At 69.2% G+C, this 17235-nt stretch carries 14 protein-coding genes; 8 read left to right on the top strand and 6 right to left on the bottom strand.

All coding sequences use genetic code 11. From position 1 onward, the window contains the following. Nucleotides 1–142: 142 nt before the first annotated feature. Complete coding sequence (locus KEG38_RS25355) at nt 143–1498, bottom strand: restriction endonuclease (protein ID WP_272422470.1); 1356 nt, start codon at nt 1496–1498, stop codon at nt 143–145. Between the two features lie 94 nt (nt 1499–1592). Next, complete coding sequence (locus tag KEG38_RS25350; RefSeq protein ID WP_272422469.1) at nt 1593–2357, bottom strand: glutathione S-transferase family protein; 765 nt, start codon at nt 2355–2357, stop codon at nt 1593–1595. A gap of 27 nt (nt 2358–2384) precedes the next feature. Between KEG38_RS25350 and KEG38_RS25345 the strand changes: the two genes are divergently transcribed. The 4 genes from KEG38_RS25345 (at nt 2385) to KEG38_RS25330 (ending at nt 7563) form a co-directional block, all read left to right on the top strand. Continuing rightward, complete coding sequence (locus tag KEG38_RS25345) at nt 2385–3557, top strand: ferritin-like domain-containing protein (protein WP_272422468.1); 1173 nt, start codon at nt 2385–2387, stop codon at nt 3555–3557. Between the two features lie 475 nt (nt 3558–4032). Then, complete coding sequence (locus KEG38_RS25340; protein WP_272422467.1) at nt 4033–5538, top strand: sugar ABC transporter ATP-binding protein; 1506 nt, start codon at nt 4033–4035, stop codon at nt 5536–5538. Next, on the top strand, nt 5535–6560 hold the full coding sequence (locus tag KEG38_RS25335; protein WP_272422466.1) for an ABC transporter permease: 1026 nt from the start codon (nt 5535–5537) through the stop codon (nt 6558–6560). The genes KEG38_RS25340 and KEG38_RS25335 overlap by 4 nt, the downstream gene beginning before the upstream one ends. Nucleotides 6561–6603: 43 nt before the next feature. Continuing rightward, on the top strand, nt 6604–7563 hold the full coding sequence (locus KEG38_RS25330) for a substrate-binding domain-containing protein (protein WP_272422465.1): 960 nt from the start codon (nt 6604–6606) through the stop codon (nt 7561–7563). A 413-nt stretch (nt 7564–7976) separates the two neighbouring features. Here the strand turns inward: KEG38_RS25330 and KEG38_RS25325 are convergent, their stop codons facing one another. Next, a complete protein-coding gene (locus tag KEG38_RS25325) occupies nt 7977–8861 on the bottom strand; it encodes an alpha/beta hydrolase (protein ID WP_272422464.1) in 885 nt (294 codons plus the stop codon). Between the two features lie 54 nt (nt 8862–8915). Further along, nucleotides 8916–10247 carry a hypothetical protein gene (locus KEG38_RS25320; protein ID WP_272422463.1) on the bottom strand — a complete coding sequence of 444 codons (1332 nt, stop codon included), beginning with the start codon at nt 10245–10247 and terminating at the stop codon, nt 8916–8918. Nucleotides 10248–10354: 107 nt separating this feature from the next. On the opposite strand from KEG38_RS25320, the gene KEG38_RS25315 reads away from it, so the two are divergent. Together KEG38_RS25315 and KEG38_RS25310 are read left to right on the top strand one after the other, a co-directional pair. Further along, nucleotides 10355–11977: a cryptochrome/photolyase family protein gene (locus KEG38_RS25315; protein ID WP_272422462.1), complete on the top strand. Its 1623-nt coding sequence runs from the start codon at nt 10355–10357 to the stop codon at nt 11975–11977. A 56-nt stretch (nt 11978–12033) separates the two neighbouring features. Beyond that, nucleotides 12034–12267 (top strand): hypothetical protein, encoded by a 234-nt coding sequence (locus tag KEG38_RS25310; RefSeq protein ID WP_272422461.1) that lies wholly within the window; start codon nt 12034–12036, stop codon nt 12265–12267. A gap of 366 nt (nt 12268–12633) precedes the next feature. Here the strand turns inward: KEG38_RS25310 and KEG38_RS25305 are convergent, their stop codons facing one another. Together KEG38_RS25305 and KEG38_RS25300 are read right to left on the bottom strand one after the other, a co-directional pair. Further along, a complete protein-coding gene (locus KEG38_RS25305; RefSeq protein WP_272422460.1) occupies nt 12634–13608 on the bottom strand; it encodes a quinone oxidoreductase family protein in 975 nt (324 codons plus the stop codon). Nucleotides 13609–13631: 23 nt separating this feature from the next. Then, a complete protein-coding gene (locus KEG38_RS25300) occupies nt 13632–14519 on the bottom strand; it encodes a PAS domain S-box protein (RefSeq protein WP_272422459.1) in 888 nt (295 codons plus the stop codon). A gap of 217 nt (nt 14520–14736) precedes the next feature. On the opposite strand from KEG38_RS25300, the gene KEG38_RS25295 reads away from it, so the two are divergent. After that, the gene (locus tag KEG38_RS25295) at nt 14737–16275 is read left to right on the top strand and encodes a phytoene desaturase family protein (RefSeq protein WP_272422458.1); all 1539 of its coding nucleotides are present in this window, start codon (nt 14737–14739) and stop codon (nt 16273–16275) included. A gap of 23 nt (nt 16276–16298) precedes the next feature. Beyond that, nucleotides 16299–17219: a PAS domain-containing protein gene (locus KEG38_RS25290; protein WP_272422457.1), complete on the top strand. Its 921-nt coding sequence runs from the start codon at nt 16299–16301 to the stop codon at nt 17217–17219. The last annotated feature ends 16 nt before the right edge of the window (nt 17220–17235 follow it).

The raw sequence follows: 17235 nt of genomic DNA, 5'->3' as shown, positions 1-17235 counted from the left end.
CGTGGAAGAACTGCGCGGAGCGCAGTTCTTCCAACTCGAGTCCAGGGCTTGCCCTGGTTCGGGTCGAGGGGCGAACAGCCCCCGCGGGGCCCGGGGCAGCGCCCCGGCGCGACGGCAATGCTGAACGCGGACGCTCGCGCCGTCAGGCGAGCTCGAGCAGGGTATCCACGACCATCCATTTCGTGCCGGGGCCGCTTGGTTTGCCACGTTGACACTTCGCGCTCGGGACCATTCGTCGCAGACAGGATACGATGCTCTGCGCGATGGGCTCGACGACGGCGCCGGGCACTTCTTGGGGCAATTCGATCCGGATCAGATGAACGCCGTTGCCGCGGTTCTGGTGTGCGACCTTTGTCCCGGCGATTTGCCGTTCGAGCTCGGGGAGACGCTGCAGCTCTTCGTACACGCGGTCTGTGACCGACGTGTGTTCTCGCGGCTCGGGGGCCACCGTGCTTGCGCGAAGCAGGTCGATGAGCGCCTCGCGGACTGTCATTCGGGTTCTCCCGAGGTACTTCATCACGAGCTCGATGAGCTCGCCCCTCGCGATCACGCGAATGTCGATGCCGAGCTTGCCTTCGAGTGCGGCGCATTTTTCCTCGAATGCTCCGCTCGTCACCTCGGCGGTCGTCACGATGACGCCTGCGTCGATCTTGTGGAGCTCCTTGGCTTGCTCGATCTGGCCGAGTGCGCGATCGTCGTCGTGGAGCCCGTCGTTGGGCTTGATTTGCACGGCGACTTTGGATTCGAGCCCCAGCGGATCCCTCGTGTAGACGATGAGATCCGTGCCCCTCTCTCCGGTACCGCCCCAGTGCTCGACGCGCCCGCCTTCGTAGATGCATACGAACAGGTGATGCACGAGGTGCAGGAGCTCCGGGCCCTTGTATTTCGTCTGGATGTGCTTCCATGCCGCGTCGCGTACGGCTGTGAAGAACCCTTCGGCTTTTTGGGTCTCCGATTCGGGCGTCCACGTGTCCTTGCCGGACTCGATCGCGTGGACGAGCGCCTCCACGGCGGAGCCGAGCGCGTCGATCGACCACATCCTCGACAGGTTCCGCATCGTGGCGCGGAGCTCTGCGTCGACGTGCGTGTTCTCCGCGTCGACGCTGCCGATCTTCCCGCCTGGTGTGCGGATCGGATCGACATCGACGATATGGCCGTAATCGGGGCCTTCCCGCCCCGGCGCGACGACGGGCGCGAAATTGTATCCGCCCTTCACGCGCGCGAGGATCCAGCGGCCTGGCTCGGGCAGGTTCGGCAGGATGAGCACGTTGCCCGGCTTCAGGCCGTCGGGCTCGGTGTCGAGCAGGCGCCTGTTTCGCCAGACGCTTGCCTCTTCCTCGGTGAGCTTTTTTCCCGCGCGCACTTGATCGCGCAGGAGCCGCAGATCGTGTTCGCGTCGCCAGCCGAAACCCTGGCGCAGGCGGCCTTGCTCGAGCTCGCGGGTGAGGAACGGACGCTGCGTGCGATCGGTGCGGATGACGAGGTAGCGGCGTGGCATGAAAGCTCCCCCCAGAGAGCGTTTGCATTCGGACGCTACCATGCCCGCTGGTACGGGTGGTGCGGATTGAAATGGCGCGCCCGCGAAGCCTCGTTCAAGGGCGCGCGGGGGCCCGGTCTTCGCGGAACAGCCTCGCCACGAATTTCCCCGCGGGCAGCTCTTGCCAGGCGCGCATGTGGGCCGCGGGTTCCCGGGGGAGCGCGTCCATCGAGCAGAGCGGGGCGCCGTACTGCGGAGGGGCGAGGACCACGGCTGCGAGGCTCGCGAACGTGATGTCCGCCATGGTGAGCGTGTCCCCGACCAGGTAGCGGCGACCGTCTTCGAGCTTCTTGCCGACCTCGGCGAACGCGGCCTCGACTTTCCGGAGCGAGCGCTCGGCGCCTTCGGGCGTGATGCGCATGGCCCGGCGCATCGCGGGGCGGACGACCGGGAAGACGATCGGGAGCAGGCGTTTCTCCAGCCGAGGCGCGTTTTGCATGGCCGAGAGGCGGAGCACGAGGTCGCGGTCCTGCAGCATGTGGAAGTACATGAAGCGCCGGGTGTGCGGCCCGAAATGCTCGTCGAAGTGGTCCTCGAGCGCCTCGATCTCCCGGCGTTCGACGTCGTTTTTCCCGTAGAGATGCGCGCCGGGCGCGCGGCGATCCGCCCACTTGGCGATGTCCGTCGAGTCGTTGATCGCGCCCTCGTCCGTGATGAGCGCAGGCACGCTGCGATGCCCGCCCGCGCGGCGCACGGCGAGCATGTGGAACGCGGGAAGGTGGCCCGATTCGCGGTACGTGATGCCCGCGCGATCGAGCGTCCACCGAGCTTTCTCGCAGTAGTGGCTGAACGTGATCGTGACGAGCAAGGGGGATGGCATCGGGCCCTCGTCATGTATCATGCACCCATGGTCGTTTCGCTTATTTTTCGGAAGAAGCTCGCGCAGCGCGTGGCGGCCGCGCTCGGCGTCACGCTCGCCGCGCCCGTCGCGTTCGTCGGCTGCGGCGCGAAGGTCGTCGTCGACAGCGAGTCCACGGGAACAGGCGGCGCAGGCGGCGCAGGCGGCAGCACGACGACGAACGCGACGTCGAGCTCCACGGGCCCGATGGAGTGCGAAGGCGGGTGGGGGGAGCTCTCAACGTTCCTCGCGTGCATCCCGGACGTGGGCGAGTCGTGTCCCTCGACGCAGGAAGCGTACGGCCCCGTCGCGCAGAGCCTCGATATCTGCTCCTGCTTGCACTCGGTCGACGTCGGCCCGAAGCCCGATCCGAGCGGCAATGGTCTCTGCTGCTACGACATCACGATCGAGACCGTGTGCGCCGTCGGCAGGCCGCTCCTCGCCGAGGACGGCCCCGCCGTCGCGCCCGTCGAGGCCGCGCGGCGAGGTTGGTCCGAGGAGCCGCTCACGCCGAACGTCGAGGGCCTCTCAGCCGAGGCACGCGAGGCACTCGCGGAGCGCTGGATCCGCGACGGCCTGTTCGAGCACGCCTCGGTGGCCGCGTTCTCACGCCTCGCCCTCGCACTGCTCGCGCACGGGGCCGACGAATCGCTCGTCCGCGCCGCACACGAGGCGGCACTCGACGAGGTGCGGCACGCGCGGCTCTCCCTCTCGCTCGCAGCAGCATATCGAGGCGCGCCAGTCGCGCCGCGAGGGTTGCCCGAGGCGCTGTCGTTGCCGCTGGGCGAGGGCCTCGTGGAGCTCGCCGTGTCGACGGTGGTCGAGGGCGCCGTGGGCGAGACGCTCGCAGCGGTGCTCGCGTCCGAGCAGGCCGAGCGCGCATCGGATCCAGCCGTGCGCCAGGTGCTCACGGGCATCGCGGAGGACGAGGCCCGCCACGCAGAGCTCGCGTTCCGGGTCCTCGCCTTTGCAATCGCCGCAGGTGGAGCGCCCGTGCGTGACGCCGTCGCGCGAGCCTTCCGCGACGCCGCGGGCCACCTGCCTTCGCCGCCCCCGGAGCCGCCGCTCCCGGCCGAGGTGGCCGCAGCGCACGGGCACGTCCCGCGAGGGGACGCCCGCGCCGCGTTCGTCCGGGCGATGCATGACGTCGTGATGCCGCTCGGCCGCGCACTCGTGGCCTGACGACGGGGCGTTGCCCCGTACCCCAGCAGGGGGCTGTCCGCCCCCTGCACCCCGGACCTGGCACGGCCTGGACCGACGGCGGAGAAACTGCGCGATGCGCAGTTTCTCCGACGGGCCCGTGGCAAGACCACGAGCGGCGTTGCCAGCTGAGACGGCCCGCCCTCAGTAGACACGTCAGCCCCGCTGTCTTGGTGGGCCAGCCCGTCGCCAGTCTTGACCCGGCCCGTTCGATGAACTGCGCGATGCGCAGTTCATCGACCCCGAGTCCAGCGCTTGCGCTGGTCCGGGTCCAGGGGTGGACAACCCCTGGTCGGGGTCCGGGGTGAAACCCCGGCGCCACGCCATGGCCCGTCCCGGGCATTGCGGCGTCGTCGCCGCGCCGTGACGGGCGGCCCTTCCGTACGAGCCTGCCTCGCATTACCCTTCCCACGCCTGCATGGCTGAGCCTGCCCGAGCTTCCGCCTTGGTCGTCCGCATGGAGCACATCACCAAGCGGTTTGGCCGGGCCACCGTCCTCGACGGTGTCTCGCTCGATCTCCATGCCGGCGAGGTGCACGCGCTCCTCGGCGAGAATGGCGCTGGCAAGAGCACGCTGCTCAAGATCCTCGCTGGCGTGTACACGGACCACGGCGGCACGATTTTCCTCGACGGTCGCCCCGTCCGTCCTCGCTCCCCGGCGCATGCGGGGGCTCTCGGGATTGCTGTCATCCATCAGGAGCTCTCCCTCCTGCCCGCGCTTTCCATCGCGGAAAACCTTTTCGTCGAGCGGCCCCTCGGTCGCTTCGGCCTCGTCGATCGCCGGCAGGAGCGCGCCCGCGCCGCGCAGATCCTCGCCGAGGTCGGCCTCGACCTCGATCCGGACACCCTCGTCGAGCGCCTCTCTTTGCCCGAGCGCCAGCTCGTCGAGATCGCGCGGGCCCTTGGACGCGGCGCGCGGGTGCTCATCATGGACGAGCCGACGAGCGCGCTCGCGGGACCTGCGATCGAGCGCCTCTTCGAGCTGATCGCGGGCCTCCAGGCGCGTGGCGTCGCCATCGTGTACGTCTCGCACCGCATGGAGGAGATCGAGCGGATCGCCGATCGCCTCACGGTTCTGCGCGATGGCCGCGTCGTTGGCTCTGCGCGGGTGGGCGAGGTTCCGCTGGAGCAGGTCGTCGCGTGGATGCTCGGACCGCGGCATGCGCCGGCCGAGGTTTCGCCGGTTTTACCCGCTGCACGCGAGGAGCGACTCTCGGTCGAGGAATTTTCCGTCGATTCGGTCGCCTTCGAGCGGCCCCTCGTCGATCGGGCCTCGTTCGTGGTGTTCGCGGGCGAGATCGTCGGGCTCTTCGGGCTGTCCGGCGCGGGCGCGAGCGAGCTCTTGCTTGGGCTCTCCGGCGCGCTCGGCGCGCGCGCGCGGGCGAAAGAGGTTCGGCTCTCCTCGGTGCCCGTTCGAATCGGTTCTCCGCGCGAGGCGAGGGCGCTCGGCGTGGCGTTTGTCCCGGCGGATCGGAAAACGATGGGCCTCGTGCCCGGCATGACGGCCGAGCGCAATGGGACCCTCGTCCGGCTCCCGGCGCTCTCGCCGCTCGGATGGCTTCGCCCTGCGCGCGAGCGGCGTGCGGCCCTTTCCATGGCGGCCGACGTGGGCCTCCGGCCCGAGGCCCTCCCCATGGACGCGGCCACGCTCTCGGGCGGCAATCAGCAGAAGGTCGTGCTCGGAAAATGGCTGCTCGAACAGCCACGCGTGCTCCTCTGCGACGAACCCACGCGGGGGGTCGACGTCGGCGCCAAGGCCGAGATGCACGGAAAACTCCGCGCGCTTGCCGCCTCGGGCGCGGCCGTGCTCGTGGCGGGCTCGGATGCGCGCGAGATTGCCGCGATTGCGGACCGCGTCCTCGTGCTCCGACGAGGCCGCATCGCCGCCGAAGTGGCGCGGGCCGAAGCGACCCCGGCCGCGCTGCTCGCCCTCGCCATGGGCCACGACGAGGAAGAGCCGTGAGCGAACACCCCTCCAGCCTGGAAACACCCGCCCCGCGCTCGCCCGGAAAAACCTCCGCGTGGCACCGCTCCTCGCTCGCGCGGGCCCTGTTCTCGCTCGCGCTCGTCCTCACGCTCGGCGTGATCTTTCCGGCCGAAGGCGCCTTCTTCCGCCTCGGCACCCACCAGGGTGCGCTGCGACAGGCTTCCGTCGTCGGGATCCTCGCTTGTGGCCTGCTGCCCGTGATCCTCGCGGGCGGGATCGATCTCTCCGTGGGCAGCGTCCTCGGCCTCTCGGCCGTCGTCGCGGCGAAACTCAGCATTCACGCGGGCGAGCCGGCGTGGCTCTCCGTGCTCCTCGTGCTCGTCATGGGCGCCGCGTGCGGGGCGGCTTCGGGCTCCGTCGTCGCGTTTGCCCGCGTGCAGCCGTTCGTCGCGACGCTCGCCATGATGGTCTTCGCGCGGGGCCTCGCGAAGACGACGAGCGGGGGAACGAAGGTCGCGACGGCCGTCCCGGGTCCCGACGGCGTCCTCCGCTACGTCGAGGTCCCGCCGCTTTTTCGTGCGCTCGACGCCCAGGTCTTCGGCGGCAGCGTCGCCACCGTCACGCTGGTCTTCCTCGCCATCGCTGCGATCGTCGGTTTTTTATGCGCCCGCCACCGGCTTGGGCGGTATCTTTATGCCGTGGGGGGCAACGAGGAGGCCGCGCGTTTGTCCGGGGTGCCCGTGCGCGCCACGAAGATCCTCGCCTACGTGATCTCAGGCGTCTGCGCGGCCGCCGCTGGTATTTGCCAGGCCGCGCAGGAGCAGCAGGGCGACCCCGAGGCCGGCGTCACCTACGAGCTCACGGCCATTGCGATGGTCGTCATCGGCGGCACCAGCCTCAAGGGCGGACGCGGCGGGATGGGGCTCACGCTGCTCGGCGTGCTCACCATCGGCTACCTCGACAAGATCCTCAGCATCAACGCCGTGCCGGAGGCGAGCCGGCTGATGCTCACGGGCGCCATCGTGATCGTCGCGGCGGTGGCCCAGAAGAACTCCTGAGGGCGCGGAAGGCCGCCCGGAGGCGCGTACGGACATGTCCCGAATGCTTCGATTGACCCGTCGCTCGTTGACCCTCGGCCTGCTCGTTCTCGCCTGCGCCTGCAAGGGGGAATCAAAAGGGAGCGGGCCCGCAGAGGAGGGCGGCAAAAAGGACCGCTTCGTGATCGGGATGTCGCAATGCAACCTCGGCGAGCCCTGGCGCGTGCAGATGAACGCCGACATCGCCGCCGCGGCCAAGGAGCACCCCGAGATCGAGGTGATCTTCAAGGACGCGCAAAACGACACGCTCAAGCAGCGCGCGCACGTGGAAGAGCTCGTCGCGGCGAAGGTCGACGTGCTCTTCGTGAGCCCCAAGGAGGCGCAGCCGCTCACCGAGCCGGTCGGCAAAGCGTTCGACGCAGGGATCCCCGTCATCGTGCTCGACCGGGCCGTGCTCGGTGAGCGGTTCACCACGTTCATCGGCGCCGACAACAAGAAGATCGGCCGCGCCGCGGGCGAATGGATCAAAAAGGTCCTCGGCGGAAAGGGCAAGGTCGTCGAGCTGAAGGGGCTCATGACCTCGACGCCGGGCCAGGACCGGAGCGCGGGCTTCCGGGAGGCGATCGCCGGGTCCGAGATCGAGATCGCGTTCGAGGCCGACATGAAATGGCTCGAGCCCGAGGCGCGCAAGGAGATGGATTCAGCGCTCGCGCGGCTGCCGAAGATCGATCTCGTCTACGCGCACAACGATCCGGGCGCGCACGGCGCGTACCTCGCGGCGCGCGCCGCCGGCCGCGAGAAGGAGATGAAGTTCGTCGGGATCGACGCCTTGCCCCACGAGGGCGTGAGCTACGTCGCGCAGGGGATCCTGGACGCGACGTTCCAGTATCCGACGGGCGGGCGCGAGGCCGTCGAGACGGCGCTGCGAATCCGGAAAGGGGAAAAGGTGCCGAAGACGATCACCCTCGGATCACGCCGCTTTACCAAGGACGACGTGCAGAAGGGCGGCGAGATCATCGAGTGAAGCCGGAGGCTCAGGGGGATCGAGAGGCGGATCCGGTGACGTCGGTGGCCGACGGTGCCGGGTCGTACGCACGATCTTCCTACATCGGCGGCCGACGGAGATGGACAGGGCGCGCAGACAGGTGCCGTCGGCGGACTCCGGTAGGTGGGGCGGCGCGAGAACAGGTGTCGTCGGCGGCCGACGGAGAGGGGCGGGGCGCGCAGACAGGCGCCGTCGGCGGGCGCCGGTAGGTGTGGAGGCGCGCGAACAAGCGTCGTCGGCGGCCGACGGGGGGATTCCGTGCGCACGAACGAGGTGCAACGGCGGTCGACGGAGCCCGATCAGGCGCAGGGGGCGCTGACGTCAGGCGCCGATGACGTCATGTCGCGCCTCCGAACAGGTGTCGTCGGCGTTCGACGTCACCTGTCCGTGCTTCATGCCCGCGAAAGGCGCGCCCGGAGGAAGTCCGCGGCGCGCTCGGTCGAGGAAATGGCCTCGGGCAGGTACGTGGGGAACGCCTGGAAGCCGTGGATCATGTGCTCCCAAACGTCGAGCACGGCCTCGCCGCCCGCGGCCTTCACCTTGTCGACGAGCCTGCGCGAATCGTCGAGCAACACCTCGGCCGTGCCGACCTGCACGAAGAGCGGGGGCAGACCATGCAGGTCGGCAAAGAGCGGCGAGCTCTTCGCGGGATCGTTCCCCTGGAGAACGGCGCCGGCCATCATCGCCAGACCGCGCGGATCGACGAGCGGATCGATCTCGGCGTTCGTCTTCGTAGAATCGCCGGAGGCCGTGAAATCGACCCAGGGAGAGAAGAACGCCGCGCAGCCCGGCATGGGCAGGCCGGCGTCGCGCAGCGCCAGGAGCGTGGAGAGCGTGAGGCCGCCGCCCGCCGAATCCCCGGCGAGCGCAATGCGGGAAGGCGCGACGTCCTGCGCGAGCAGCCAGCGATACGCCGCCACCGCGTCTTCACGGCAAGCGGGCCAGGCGTGTTCCGGCGCGAGGCGATAATCGACGGAGAGAGCGCGCACGCCGGCGCACTTCGCGAGGCGGAAGACCGTTTCCAGATGCGTCTCGGAGGAGCCGAGGATGTAAGCGCCGCCGTGCAGGTAGAAGATCACGCGGCTCGTGTCCGCGCCGGGCGGCGTGATGAAGTACGCGGGCACGTCGCAGGTGGAGCGCTCGAGCCGCGCCTCGCTGGGCACGGGCGTGGATTGCAGGATCGCCGCGAACCAGGCGCGCATGTCGGCCGGCGCGGGGCTTTTCGGGGGATTCGATCGAAGAAACGTGATGAGCTCGGCGAGACCCGGATGTTCCATGCGCGCATGAGACGCCCACGGACCTTCGTCGTCAAGCCGGGGGCAGGTTCAGGGCTACCACCGTACGACCGCCTTCGCTGGCCGCGCCCGCAGTACGACATGCCGCTCGCCCTTGTTCGTGCTGTGCTTCGCTGCGATCCACACGTCGCTTCCGGAGGCCCACACGTCGCGCATGTCCCAGCGCGAATCGAGCTCCGGGACGGAGGTGTGCGCGGGCGGCGCGACCTCCTCCCATTCTCCGGGCGGATATCGCTTCCAGATCGCGTCCGCCGTGACGAGCCACAAGGTCCCGTCGCCCGCGCCCGCGAGCGAGCGCGCGGGCGCGCCGAGCTTCGGCAAGGTCTGCGCCTTGAAGGCGCCCCCTTCGAGCCGGAGCAGGTGGGCATTGCCGTTTTCCTCGGCGCCGAGCAGCCACACGTCGCTCGCTCCCTGCGCCACGAGGGCCACGTGCTTCATCGACGCCGGCACGTCCGGCAGCACATACACCTGACCCGGGACCCCCACCGGCGCCTCCTCCACCTCGCCGCCGTCCGCGCCGCCGTCCTCCGCGCCGCCGTCGAGCGCCGCGTCCTTCGCTTCTTTGGCCGCGGGCTCGGGCGCCGCGCTCGCGACGGCGGGCGCCACGCTCGCGCTCGCTTTGGGCGGCGGCGCGGCGGAAGCTTCGCCGGCCTTGCCCTCGACCGGCGGGGCCCAGCGCACGACGACGTGATGCTTCGCGGCATCCCCCGTCCTGCAATGCCCCGAGGCGAACACCTCTCCGGTCGCGAGCGCCGCGATCTGCTCGATACGCAGCGACTTCCCGCACGCTTCGTCATCGAGCCGCGCGCTCGGCAGATCGGGAGACGGTTTGTCCTGGTAAGGATCCACCACCTTCACCTTGAGTTTGCCCGAGGACGTCGACATGGACAGGATCCGCTTTTTCGACCAGACGGCGAGGTGCGGCTTCCAGTCGTCCGCGTATTGCTTGAAGCTCTCTTTGGCCTGCTCCAGGCGGAAAAACGGATTCTTGACGGGTTCTTTCGGCGTCTCGAACAGCACCCAGACCGAGCTCGGGAGCCGGCCCGAAAAACGCAGGATTTGCCCCTCCGCAGGCAGGCCGGAGGGCATCGGTGTTTCGACGAGCTCGGCCTCGACGGTCGCCGTCGCCATCCGCGTGCGCGCCGCATCGGCGATCACCACGCCCTCGGCGAGGCCCGAGAACGTGATCGGGTCCTTCGCCTCCAGCACGACCGAGAGCGGGCCCTTGGGCGTGGGCGCTTCCGGCGCGGGCGCCGTCGAAGTCGTCGTCGCCGAGGGGGGCGGCGCGGGGCCTTTGTCGGTGTTGCCACAGCCGAGGAGAGGCGAGGGGACGAGCGCGCACGCGAGCAAGGCGACGAGGCCACGCATGCGGGCAAACTAGTCGGTTTCAAGGCGAAAAGGAAGACATCGGCGGCCAGCTTGACCGGGCCAACGCGGATCCCTACGTCCCGCCTCACCACCATGCCGCAGGACTCATGAAGCGTTTCCTCGCCGAGCTCCGCGCCGCCGCGCGAGACGAGCGGGGGCGCACGTTCGTCTTCGTTCCCTACGACCAGCTCTCGGACGCGATCGGCCCCTTGCGCGAGCTCTCCCCCGAGCGCGCGGGCGTGCTGCTCGTCGAGGATCCGGGGAAGGCCGCGCGCCGCCCATACCACAAGCAAAAGCTCGCCCTCGTGCTCGCGAACATGCGCCATTTCGCGCTGGAGCAAGCGCGGCGCGGCGTGGCCGTCCGGTACGTGGTGGCGGACGCGGGGTATGCAGGGGCGATCACGCGCGCCGCCGCCGAGGTCGGGCCGCTCGTGTGCATGGAGCCGGCCGAGCGAGAGCTCCGCGTGGAGCTCGCGCCCGCCGCGGCCAAGGGCGCGCTGCGCTTCGTGCCGCACGAGGGGTGGCTCACGACGCGCGACGATTTTCTAAAGGCCACCGGTGGGCGTGCACCCTATCGAATGGATGCGTTTTACCGGTACGTCCGAAAGCGGACCGGCATCCTCGTGCACGAGGGAAAACCCGAGGGCGGGCGGTGGAGCTTCGATACGGACAATCGGCTGCCATTCCGCGGAGAGCCCCCCGCGCCGACGCCGCCCTCGTTCGAGCCGGATCCCATCACGGAAGAGGTCTGCGCGCTGATCCATCGTCGTTATGCCGATCACCCGGGCCATCTCGATCCCCGCGCGCTCCCTTGCACGAAGGCCCACGCCGAGGCGCTCTGGGCCTGGGGAAAAAGCGCCGCATTGCCGCATTTTGGTCCCTTCGAGGACGCGATGTCGCAGGGCTCCACGAACCTCTTCCACACGCGCGTAGCCCCGCTCCTGCACCTCCACCGCCTGCTGCCCGCGCGGATCGTGCGCGAAGCCGCGGCGCTCCCCATTCCGATCGGGAGCAAGGAGGGGTTCGTCCGGCAGATCCTCGGCTGGCGCGAATTCGTGCGGCACGTGCACCGCGAGACCGACGGATTCCGCATCCTGCCCAATCTACCCGAAGGAATGGCGCGGGGCCTCGAGGACCCGAACGCGCCCGCCGCGCCGGACATGCTCGGCGCAACCGAGCCCTTGCCCGCATGTTTCTGGGAGGGAGGTCCGCGCTCGGGGCTCGCTTGTCTCGATCGGGTGATCGGCGACGTCTGGCGCGAGGGCTACAGCCACCACATCACGCGGCTCATGATCCTCTCGAACATCGCGACCTTGCTCGGGCTGTCGCCGCGGGAACTGACGGACTGGTTCTGGATCGCGTACACCGACGCATACGACTGGGTCGTCGAGCCAAACGTGCTCGGAATGGGGACGTTCGCCGCAGGCGACATCATGACGACGAAGCCCTACGTTTCGGGCGCGGCCTACGTCGATCGAATGAGCGATTATTGCGACGGATGTCCGTTCGACCCGAAAAAGACCTGCCCGCTGACAGCGCTCTACTGGGACTTCCTCGCGCGGAACGAGCCGATCCTCCAGAAAAACCCGCGCATGCTGGTGCCGCTCAAGGCGCTCGCCTGCCGGCCGAGCCCACACCGCGATGCAGATTCCCGCGTGCGTGAGGTCGTCCTTTCGGCACTTGCACGCGGCGAGCCGCTCACCCCCGAAAACCTCCCGGGGCCGCGGTGAGCCGACAGGACCACGCTCGTTGCCTCGACCCGGATCGGACGATATAGAAGGCCCGCATGGAAACCCCCTCACCCTCGCCCCGCACCTCGCCGTCCACGCCCGCGTCGAGGCCGTCCGGCAGGAACTCGGGAAAAATCCTGGTCGTGTTCATCATCGTCACCTCGACCGCGATCGCCGGAACGATCGTGGGGATGCGGCTCTCGGTCCGCGCAAAGATGAACGCCGCCGCAGCCGCCGCGAGCGCCGGAGCCTCAGGCGCGCCATCGGCCGGGCCCCCCGCGCCGCGTTGAGAGAGGGCGCGGGGCTTTGCCCCGCACCCCAGCAGGGGGCTGTCCGCCCCCTGCACCCCGGACCAGGCACGGCCTGGACCGAAGGCCGAGAAACCGCGCGATGCGCGGTTTCTCGGACGGGCCCGTGGCAAGACCACGAGCGGCGTTGCCAACCAAGACGGTAGCGCTGCCCCAGCCTCGAGCAGACGCATTGGCGCTGCGGTTTTGACTGGCAAGGTCGTCGCTGGTCTTGCCTCGGCCTGTTCGATGAACTGCGCATCGCGCAGTTCATCGACCCCGGGTCCAGCGCTTGCGCTGGTCCAGGTCCAGGGGCGGACAGCCCCTGGTCGGGTCCGGGGTGAAACCCCGGCGCTACGCCGCCCCTGCCTAAACCACGAGCACGAGCTTCCCGGTGCTCGCGCGGCCGGCGAGATCCCGGTGCGCCTCGGCTGCGTCTTCGAGTGGATACGTCTTGCCCACGATCACGCGCAGCGCGCCTTCTGCGGCCGCGGCGGCGAGCTCGGCGAGTGGCGGCGCGCAGAGCTCGCGCCGCTTGATCAGGGGCGTCATGTAATAGCCGGTGATGGTCAGGTTCTTGTGCATGAGCCCGACGGGCTCCACCGTCCCGCGTACGTCCGCGGTTGCGGCGCCGTACACGACCATCCGGCCCATCGGGGCGAGACAGGCGAGACTCCGCTTGTATACCTCCGTGCCGCCCAGCATTTCGAGCACCACGTCGACCCCTTCCTTCACGGCCGAACGAATTCGCGTGGCGAAATCGTCTTCCCGGTAATTCACCACGAGGTCTGCGCCGAGCGAGCGCACGAGATCCGCCTTTGCCGGCGAGCCCACCGTGCCTGCGACGAACGACGCTCCGAGCCGCCGCGCGATTTGCACGGCGAGTGTCCCCACGCCGCCTGCCGCCGCGTGCACGAGCACCTTTTCCCCGGGCGCGAGCCTGCCTGCGAGCGTGAGTGCGTGGTGCGCCGTCAGGCCCTGCACCGGCAAGGCCGCGGCCTGCTCGAAGGACAGATTGGCCGGGATTGGATAGACGCTGTAGGCTGGCGCGACCATTCGCTCGGCATAGGCCCCGTCGCCGAGGGCCATCACGCGGTCGCCGACGTGGATGTCGGTCACGCCTTCGCCGACGGCGAGCACCTCGCCGGCGGCTTCCATGCCCGGGGTCGCCGGGAACGTGGGGCGGATGAAGTATTGCCCCTTCGTGAACATCGTGTCGGCGTAATTGAGGCCGACGGCGCGGACGGCGAGGAGGACCTGGCCTGGCTTCGGCGTGGGCTCGGGTGCGTCCTCCACGCGGAGGACGTCGGGGCCGCCGAGGGCGTGAAATCGAATGGCTCGCATGGCGCGAGACTAGCAGCAGTTCGTCACCGCTGGCGAGGCGCTCGTAGCCCGAGCGCGTGTGACAGCGCTGCGGCCAGGGTTCCGAACGTGCGCAGGCTGCTCGTGTCGAGCCCGAGCTCGACCATGGTCGAGGCGATGGCCGGCCGGATGCCGGACACGAGGCAGTCGCTCCCGAGCAGCCTTGCCGCGTGGACGAGCGAAAAGACGTGTGACGTCGTATTCGTGTCGATGTCGGCCACGCCCGTCAGATCGAGGATCGTCACGCGCGCCGCCGATTGCACGATGGATTCGAGCAGCTTGACCATCATCATGGCCGCGCGGCCTGCGTCGATCTGCCCGATGACGGGCAGGAGGAGCACGCCCTCGGCGACTTGCAGGATCGGCGTCGAGAGCGCCCGGACCGCCTCGTTTTGCGCTTGGAGGGCCGCCTCGGCCTGGCGGCGCTCGCCCATCTCGCGCTCGAGCTCCAGATACCTTGCTTCGACCTCGCTCCGCGAGGCGCGCAGCTCTTCTTCGAGTTGCTGCTGATCGGTGACGTCCCGCGCCACGAAGTAAATGAGCCCGTCCTTCGGCACGCTCGTCCAGTCGATCCATCGGTACGTGCCGTCCTTGGCCCGATATCGATTCTTGAATGTGAAGACGACGGCCCCCTGGGCCATTCTGCTTACTTCTCCGAGCGTCGCCGCTTGGTCGTCCGGATGCACGTACGAAAGGAATGGCTGCGCGCGGAGCTCCTCGCGCGTGTAGCCGAGGCGCCCCTCCCAGGATGGCGAGAGCTCCAGGAAATACCCCTCCATCGAGGCGATACCCAGGAGATCGGCCGACAGCTCGAAGAGGCGTCGGTATGGGTCCTGCACCACGCTGCCTTTCTGGGCTTCGGGTGCGACTTCGTCTCGTTTCTCTTCCACCATCTGGATTCCCCCGTTCCCCCCGAATCTCCTAAATCTCGAATGCTAGGGCGACGCTCGAAGCCATGTCAAGGCGCCTCGCGCGGAAAAGGAAGTGCCCGCGTGCACGGCGTACGTGCACATCCGAGGATTTCACGGCACATCCGTGGCCTCGACGCGTGCGCATGATTCCTTTTCCTCGCCTCGGCCGACGGGCGGGTGTACCCTTGCGGAGAACATCATGGCCTCGACCACGCGACGCGCCCTCGTGATCGGAACCGGTACGGGCGGCCTCGCGTCCGCTGCGTTTCTCGCCAAGGACGGTTTTGATGTCCTCGCGCTCGACGCGGGGGCCGAGATCGGCGGCTACCTCGCGCCGTTCTCGCGGGACGGATTCGTGTTCGACCAAGGGCTGCACTACGTCGGCGCCTGCCGCCCCGGCCAGCTCGTCCATGAGCTGCTCCAGTCCGTTGGCGTCGACGCCGGCGAGCTCTTCTGCGAGCTCGATCCCGACGGATTCGACCTGGTTCGATTTCCCGACCTCGATATCCGGGTTTGTCGGCCCCTCGCCGCGTACCGCGAACGCCTCGCCTCGCTTTTTCCGGGCGAAACGAAGGGCCTGCGCCAATTCTTCGGTTTGCTCGACGGCGCGGCGCGGATGCACGACGCGCTCGCCCGGGGCATCCTCGGCCGCCCCGTCCTCACCGATCTCGTCGCGCTCACGGGCGTCCCTTCGCTCTTGCAATGGAGCCAAAGGCCTTTGCGCGAGCTCATCGAGCAGAGCACCGACGATCCGCGCCTGCGCGCGGTGCTCGCGGGCCAATCCGGCGCGTGGGCCTTGCCGCCCTCGCGCGTGGTCGGGCTCGCGGCGCTGCTCTACATGGCCCATTTCAGCGACGGCGCGTTCTTTCCGCGCGGCGGCGGCGGGGGCCTGCGCGACGCGCTCGTGCACGCGGCCGAGGCGAAAGGCGCGCGATTCCGCACGCGCGCCCTCGTCGAGCGTATCGAGACCGAACGCGGCCGTGTCACCGGCGTCGTCCTCGCGGGAGGCGAGCGTATCGAGGCCGATATCGTGGTCTCCGCGATCGATCCCACGATCACCCTGGGCCGGCTCGTCTCCGCGGCGGATCTGCCGACCTCGCTCCGGCGCAAGGCGGCCGTGATCGAGCCGTCCATGGCGACGTTCCAGATATGGCTCGGCCTGCGCCGGGACGTGCGCGCCTATGGACTCGGCGCGCAAAACGTCTGGCTCTATCCGTCCTACGACGTCGAGGAGGGTTTTTCCGCGCGATTCACGGGAAAACTCCCGCCGCGGCCGATGCTGTTCGTCTCGCCGACCTCGATCAAGGACGCGAGCGGCGCGCTCGCCCCGGAGGGGAGCTCGTCGCTCGTCGTGCTCACGTACGTGCCGCACGCGCGTTTCCGCAAATGGCAATCGCTCCCGGAGGCCGAGCGGGGGCCCGCGTATGCGGCCTATCGCGACGAGATTGCGCGGTGGATGCTGAAGGAGCTCGACGCGCGGTATCCGGGGCTCGTGGGCGACGTGGTCGTACAAACGTACGGCACGCCGCTCACGGCGGCGGATCGGACGCGCGCTGTTCATGGCGCGCCGTTCGGCCCGGCGATGACGCTCTCGCAATGGGGGCCCAAGGGATTCCGCACGCGTACGCCGGTGACGGGCCTGTATCTCGCGGGCTCCGGCGTCTTCGGCGGCGGTGTGGCGCCGTGCCTTTTGTCCGGGCTCGCCGCGTCGTTCATGGCGAAGCTCGCGCCGCGGTGAAGGGGGGCGCGTCGCGTTTCTCGTTGACGCGCCGTACCGCCGAGCTTATTACCTTTGGTTGTGTATCGGCATACGCGAGTGGCTGCCTTATGGTAGAGGAGCGGGAGGAGCTCGAGCGTCTGCGCGCGCGCGTGGGCGAGCTGGAGAAAGCCGCCGCGGAGCGTGACGCGCTCGCGGCGCGGCTCGCGCGAGCCGAGGCGCACCTCCGGGTGTTCGTGGAACATACGCCCATCGCGGCGGCGCTCCTCGATCGCGACATGCGTTACCTTGCGGCCAGCGAGGACTGGCTCTCGGACCTGCGCGTCGAGGAGCGGGATGTCATCGGCCGAAGCCATTACGACGTTTTTCCCGAGATGCCCGATCGGTGGCGGGACATTCACCACCGTTGCCTCGCGGGCGCGACCGAGGAAAGCGAGGAAGATCCCTTTCCGCGCGCCGACGGGAGGCTCGATTGGGTGCGCTGGAAGATCGTTCCGTGGCGGGACGGTACGGGTGAGGTCGGCGGGCTTTTCCTGGTGACGGAGGTCATCACCGAGAAGAAGCGCCTGAAGGACGCCATCGAAGCGCAGGCCGCCGCGATCCGCGAGCTGTCGACCCCCATCGTGCCGATCCGCGACGACGTGCTGGTGATGCCGCTCGTCGGATCGCTGACCCCGGAGCGCACGCAGCAGATCATCGAGAACCTGCTCGGCCGGATCGTCGAGGCGCAGGCGCGCGCCGCCATCCTCGACGTCACGGGCGTCCCTGTGGTCGACAGCCATGCGGCGAACTCGCTCCTCCAGATCGCGAAAGCCGTGCGGCTGCTCGGGGCCCACGTGGTCTTGACCGGAATCCGACCCGAAGTCGCACAGGCGCTCGTGACCGAGGGCGTCGACATGACGGACATCGTCACGCGGCGCGATTTGCAGAGCGGCGTGGCCTGGGCGATGCGCGCGCGAGCGTGAGCCGCGACCGCGCGTT

It is taken from the genome of Polyangium jinanense (genome assembly GCF_028435265.1).
Taxonomy (GTDB): domain Bacteria; phylum Myxococcota_A; class Polyangia; order Polyangiales; family Polyangiaceae; genus Polyangium; species Polyangium jinanense.
Note: the sequence above shows the minus strand (reverse complement) of the source record. Positions and strands in the feature narration are given on the sequence as shown.

Excerpts from the sequence above, each read along its gene's own strand:
- KEG38_RS25300 (WP_272422459.1), bottom strand. The coding sequence starts at position 14,519 with ATGGTGGAAGAGAAACGAGACGAAGTCGCACCCGAAGCCCAGAAAGGC.
- KEG38_RS25355 (WP_272422470.1), bottom strand. The coding sequence starts at position 1,498 with ATGCCACGCCGCTACCTCGTCATCCGCACCGATCGCACGCAGCGTCCG.
- KEG38_RS25305 (WP_272422460.1), bottom strand. The coding sequence starts at position 13,608 with ATGCGAGCCATTCGATTTCACGCCCTCGGCGGCCCCGACGTCCTCCGC.
- KEG38_RS25315 (WP_272422462.1), top strand. The coding sequence starts at position 10,355 with ATGAAGCGTTTCCTCGCCGAGCTCCGCGCCGCCGCGCGAGACGAGCGG.
- KEG38_RS25340 (WP_272422467.1), top strand. The coding sequence starts at position 4,033 with ATGGAGCACATCACCAAGCGGTTTGGCCGGGCCACCGTCCTCGACGGT.
- KEG38_RS25345 (WP_272422468.1), top strand. The coding sequence starts at position 2,385 with ATGGTCGTTTCGCTTATTTTTCGGAAGAAGCTCGCGCAGCGCGTGGCG.
- KEG38_RS25310 (WP_272422461.1), top strand. The coding sequence starts at position 12,034 with ATGGAAACCCCCTCACCCTCGCCCCGCACCTCGCCGTCCACGCCCGCG.
- KEG38_RS25295 (WP_272422458.1), top strand. The coding sequence starts at position 14,737 with ATGGCCTCGACCACGCGACGCGCCCTCGTGATCGGAACCGGTACGGGC.
- KEG38_RS25330 (WP_272422465.1), top strand. The coding sequence starts at position 6,604 with ATGCTTCGATTGACCCGTCGCTCGTTGACCCTCGGCCTGCTCGTTCTC.
- KEG38_RS25350 (WP_272422469.1), bottom strand. The coding sequence starts at position 2,357 with ATGCCATCCCCCTTGCTCGTCACGATCACGTTCAGCCACTACTGCGAG.
- KEG38_RS25320 (WP_272422463.1), bottom strand. The coding sequence starts at position 10,247 with ATGCGTGGCCTCGTCGCCTTGCTCGCGTGCGCGCTCGTCCCCTCGCCT.
- KEG38_RS25325 (WP_272422464.1), bottom strand. The coding sequence starts at position 8,861 with ATGGAACATCCGGGTCTCGCCGAGCTCATCACGTTTCTTCGATCGAAT.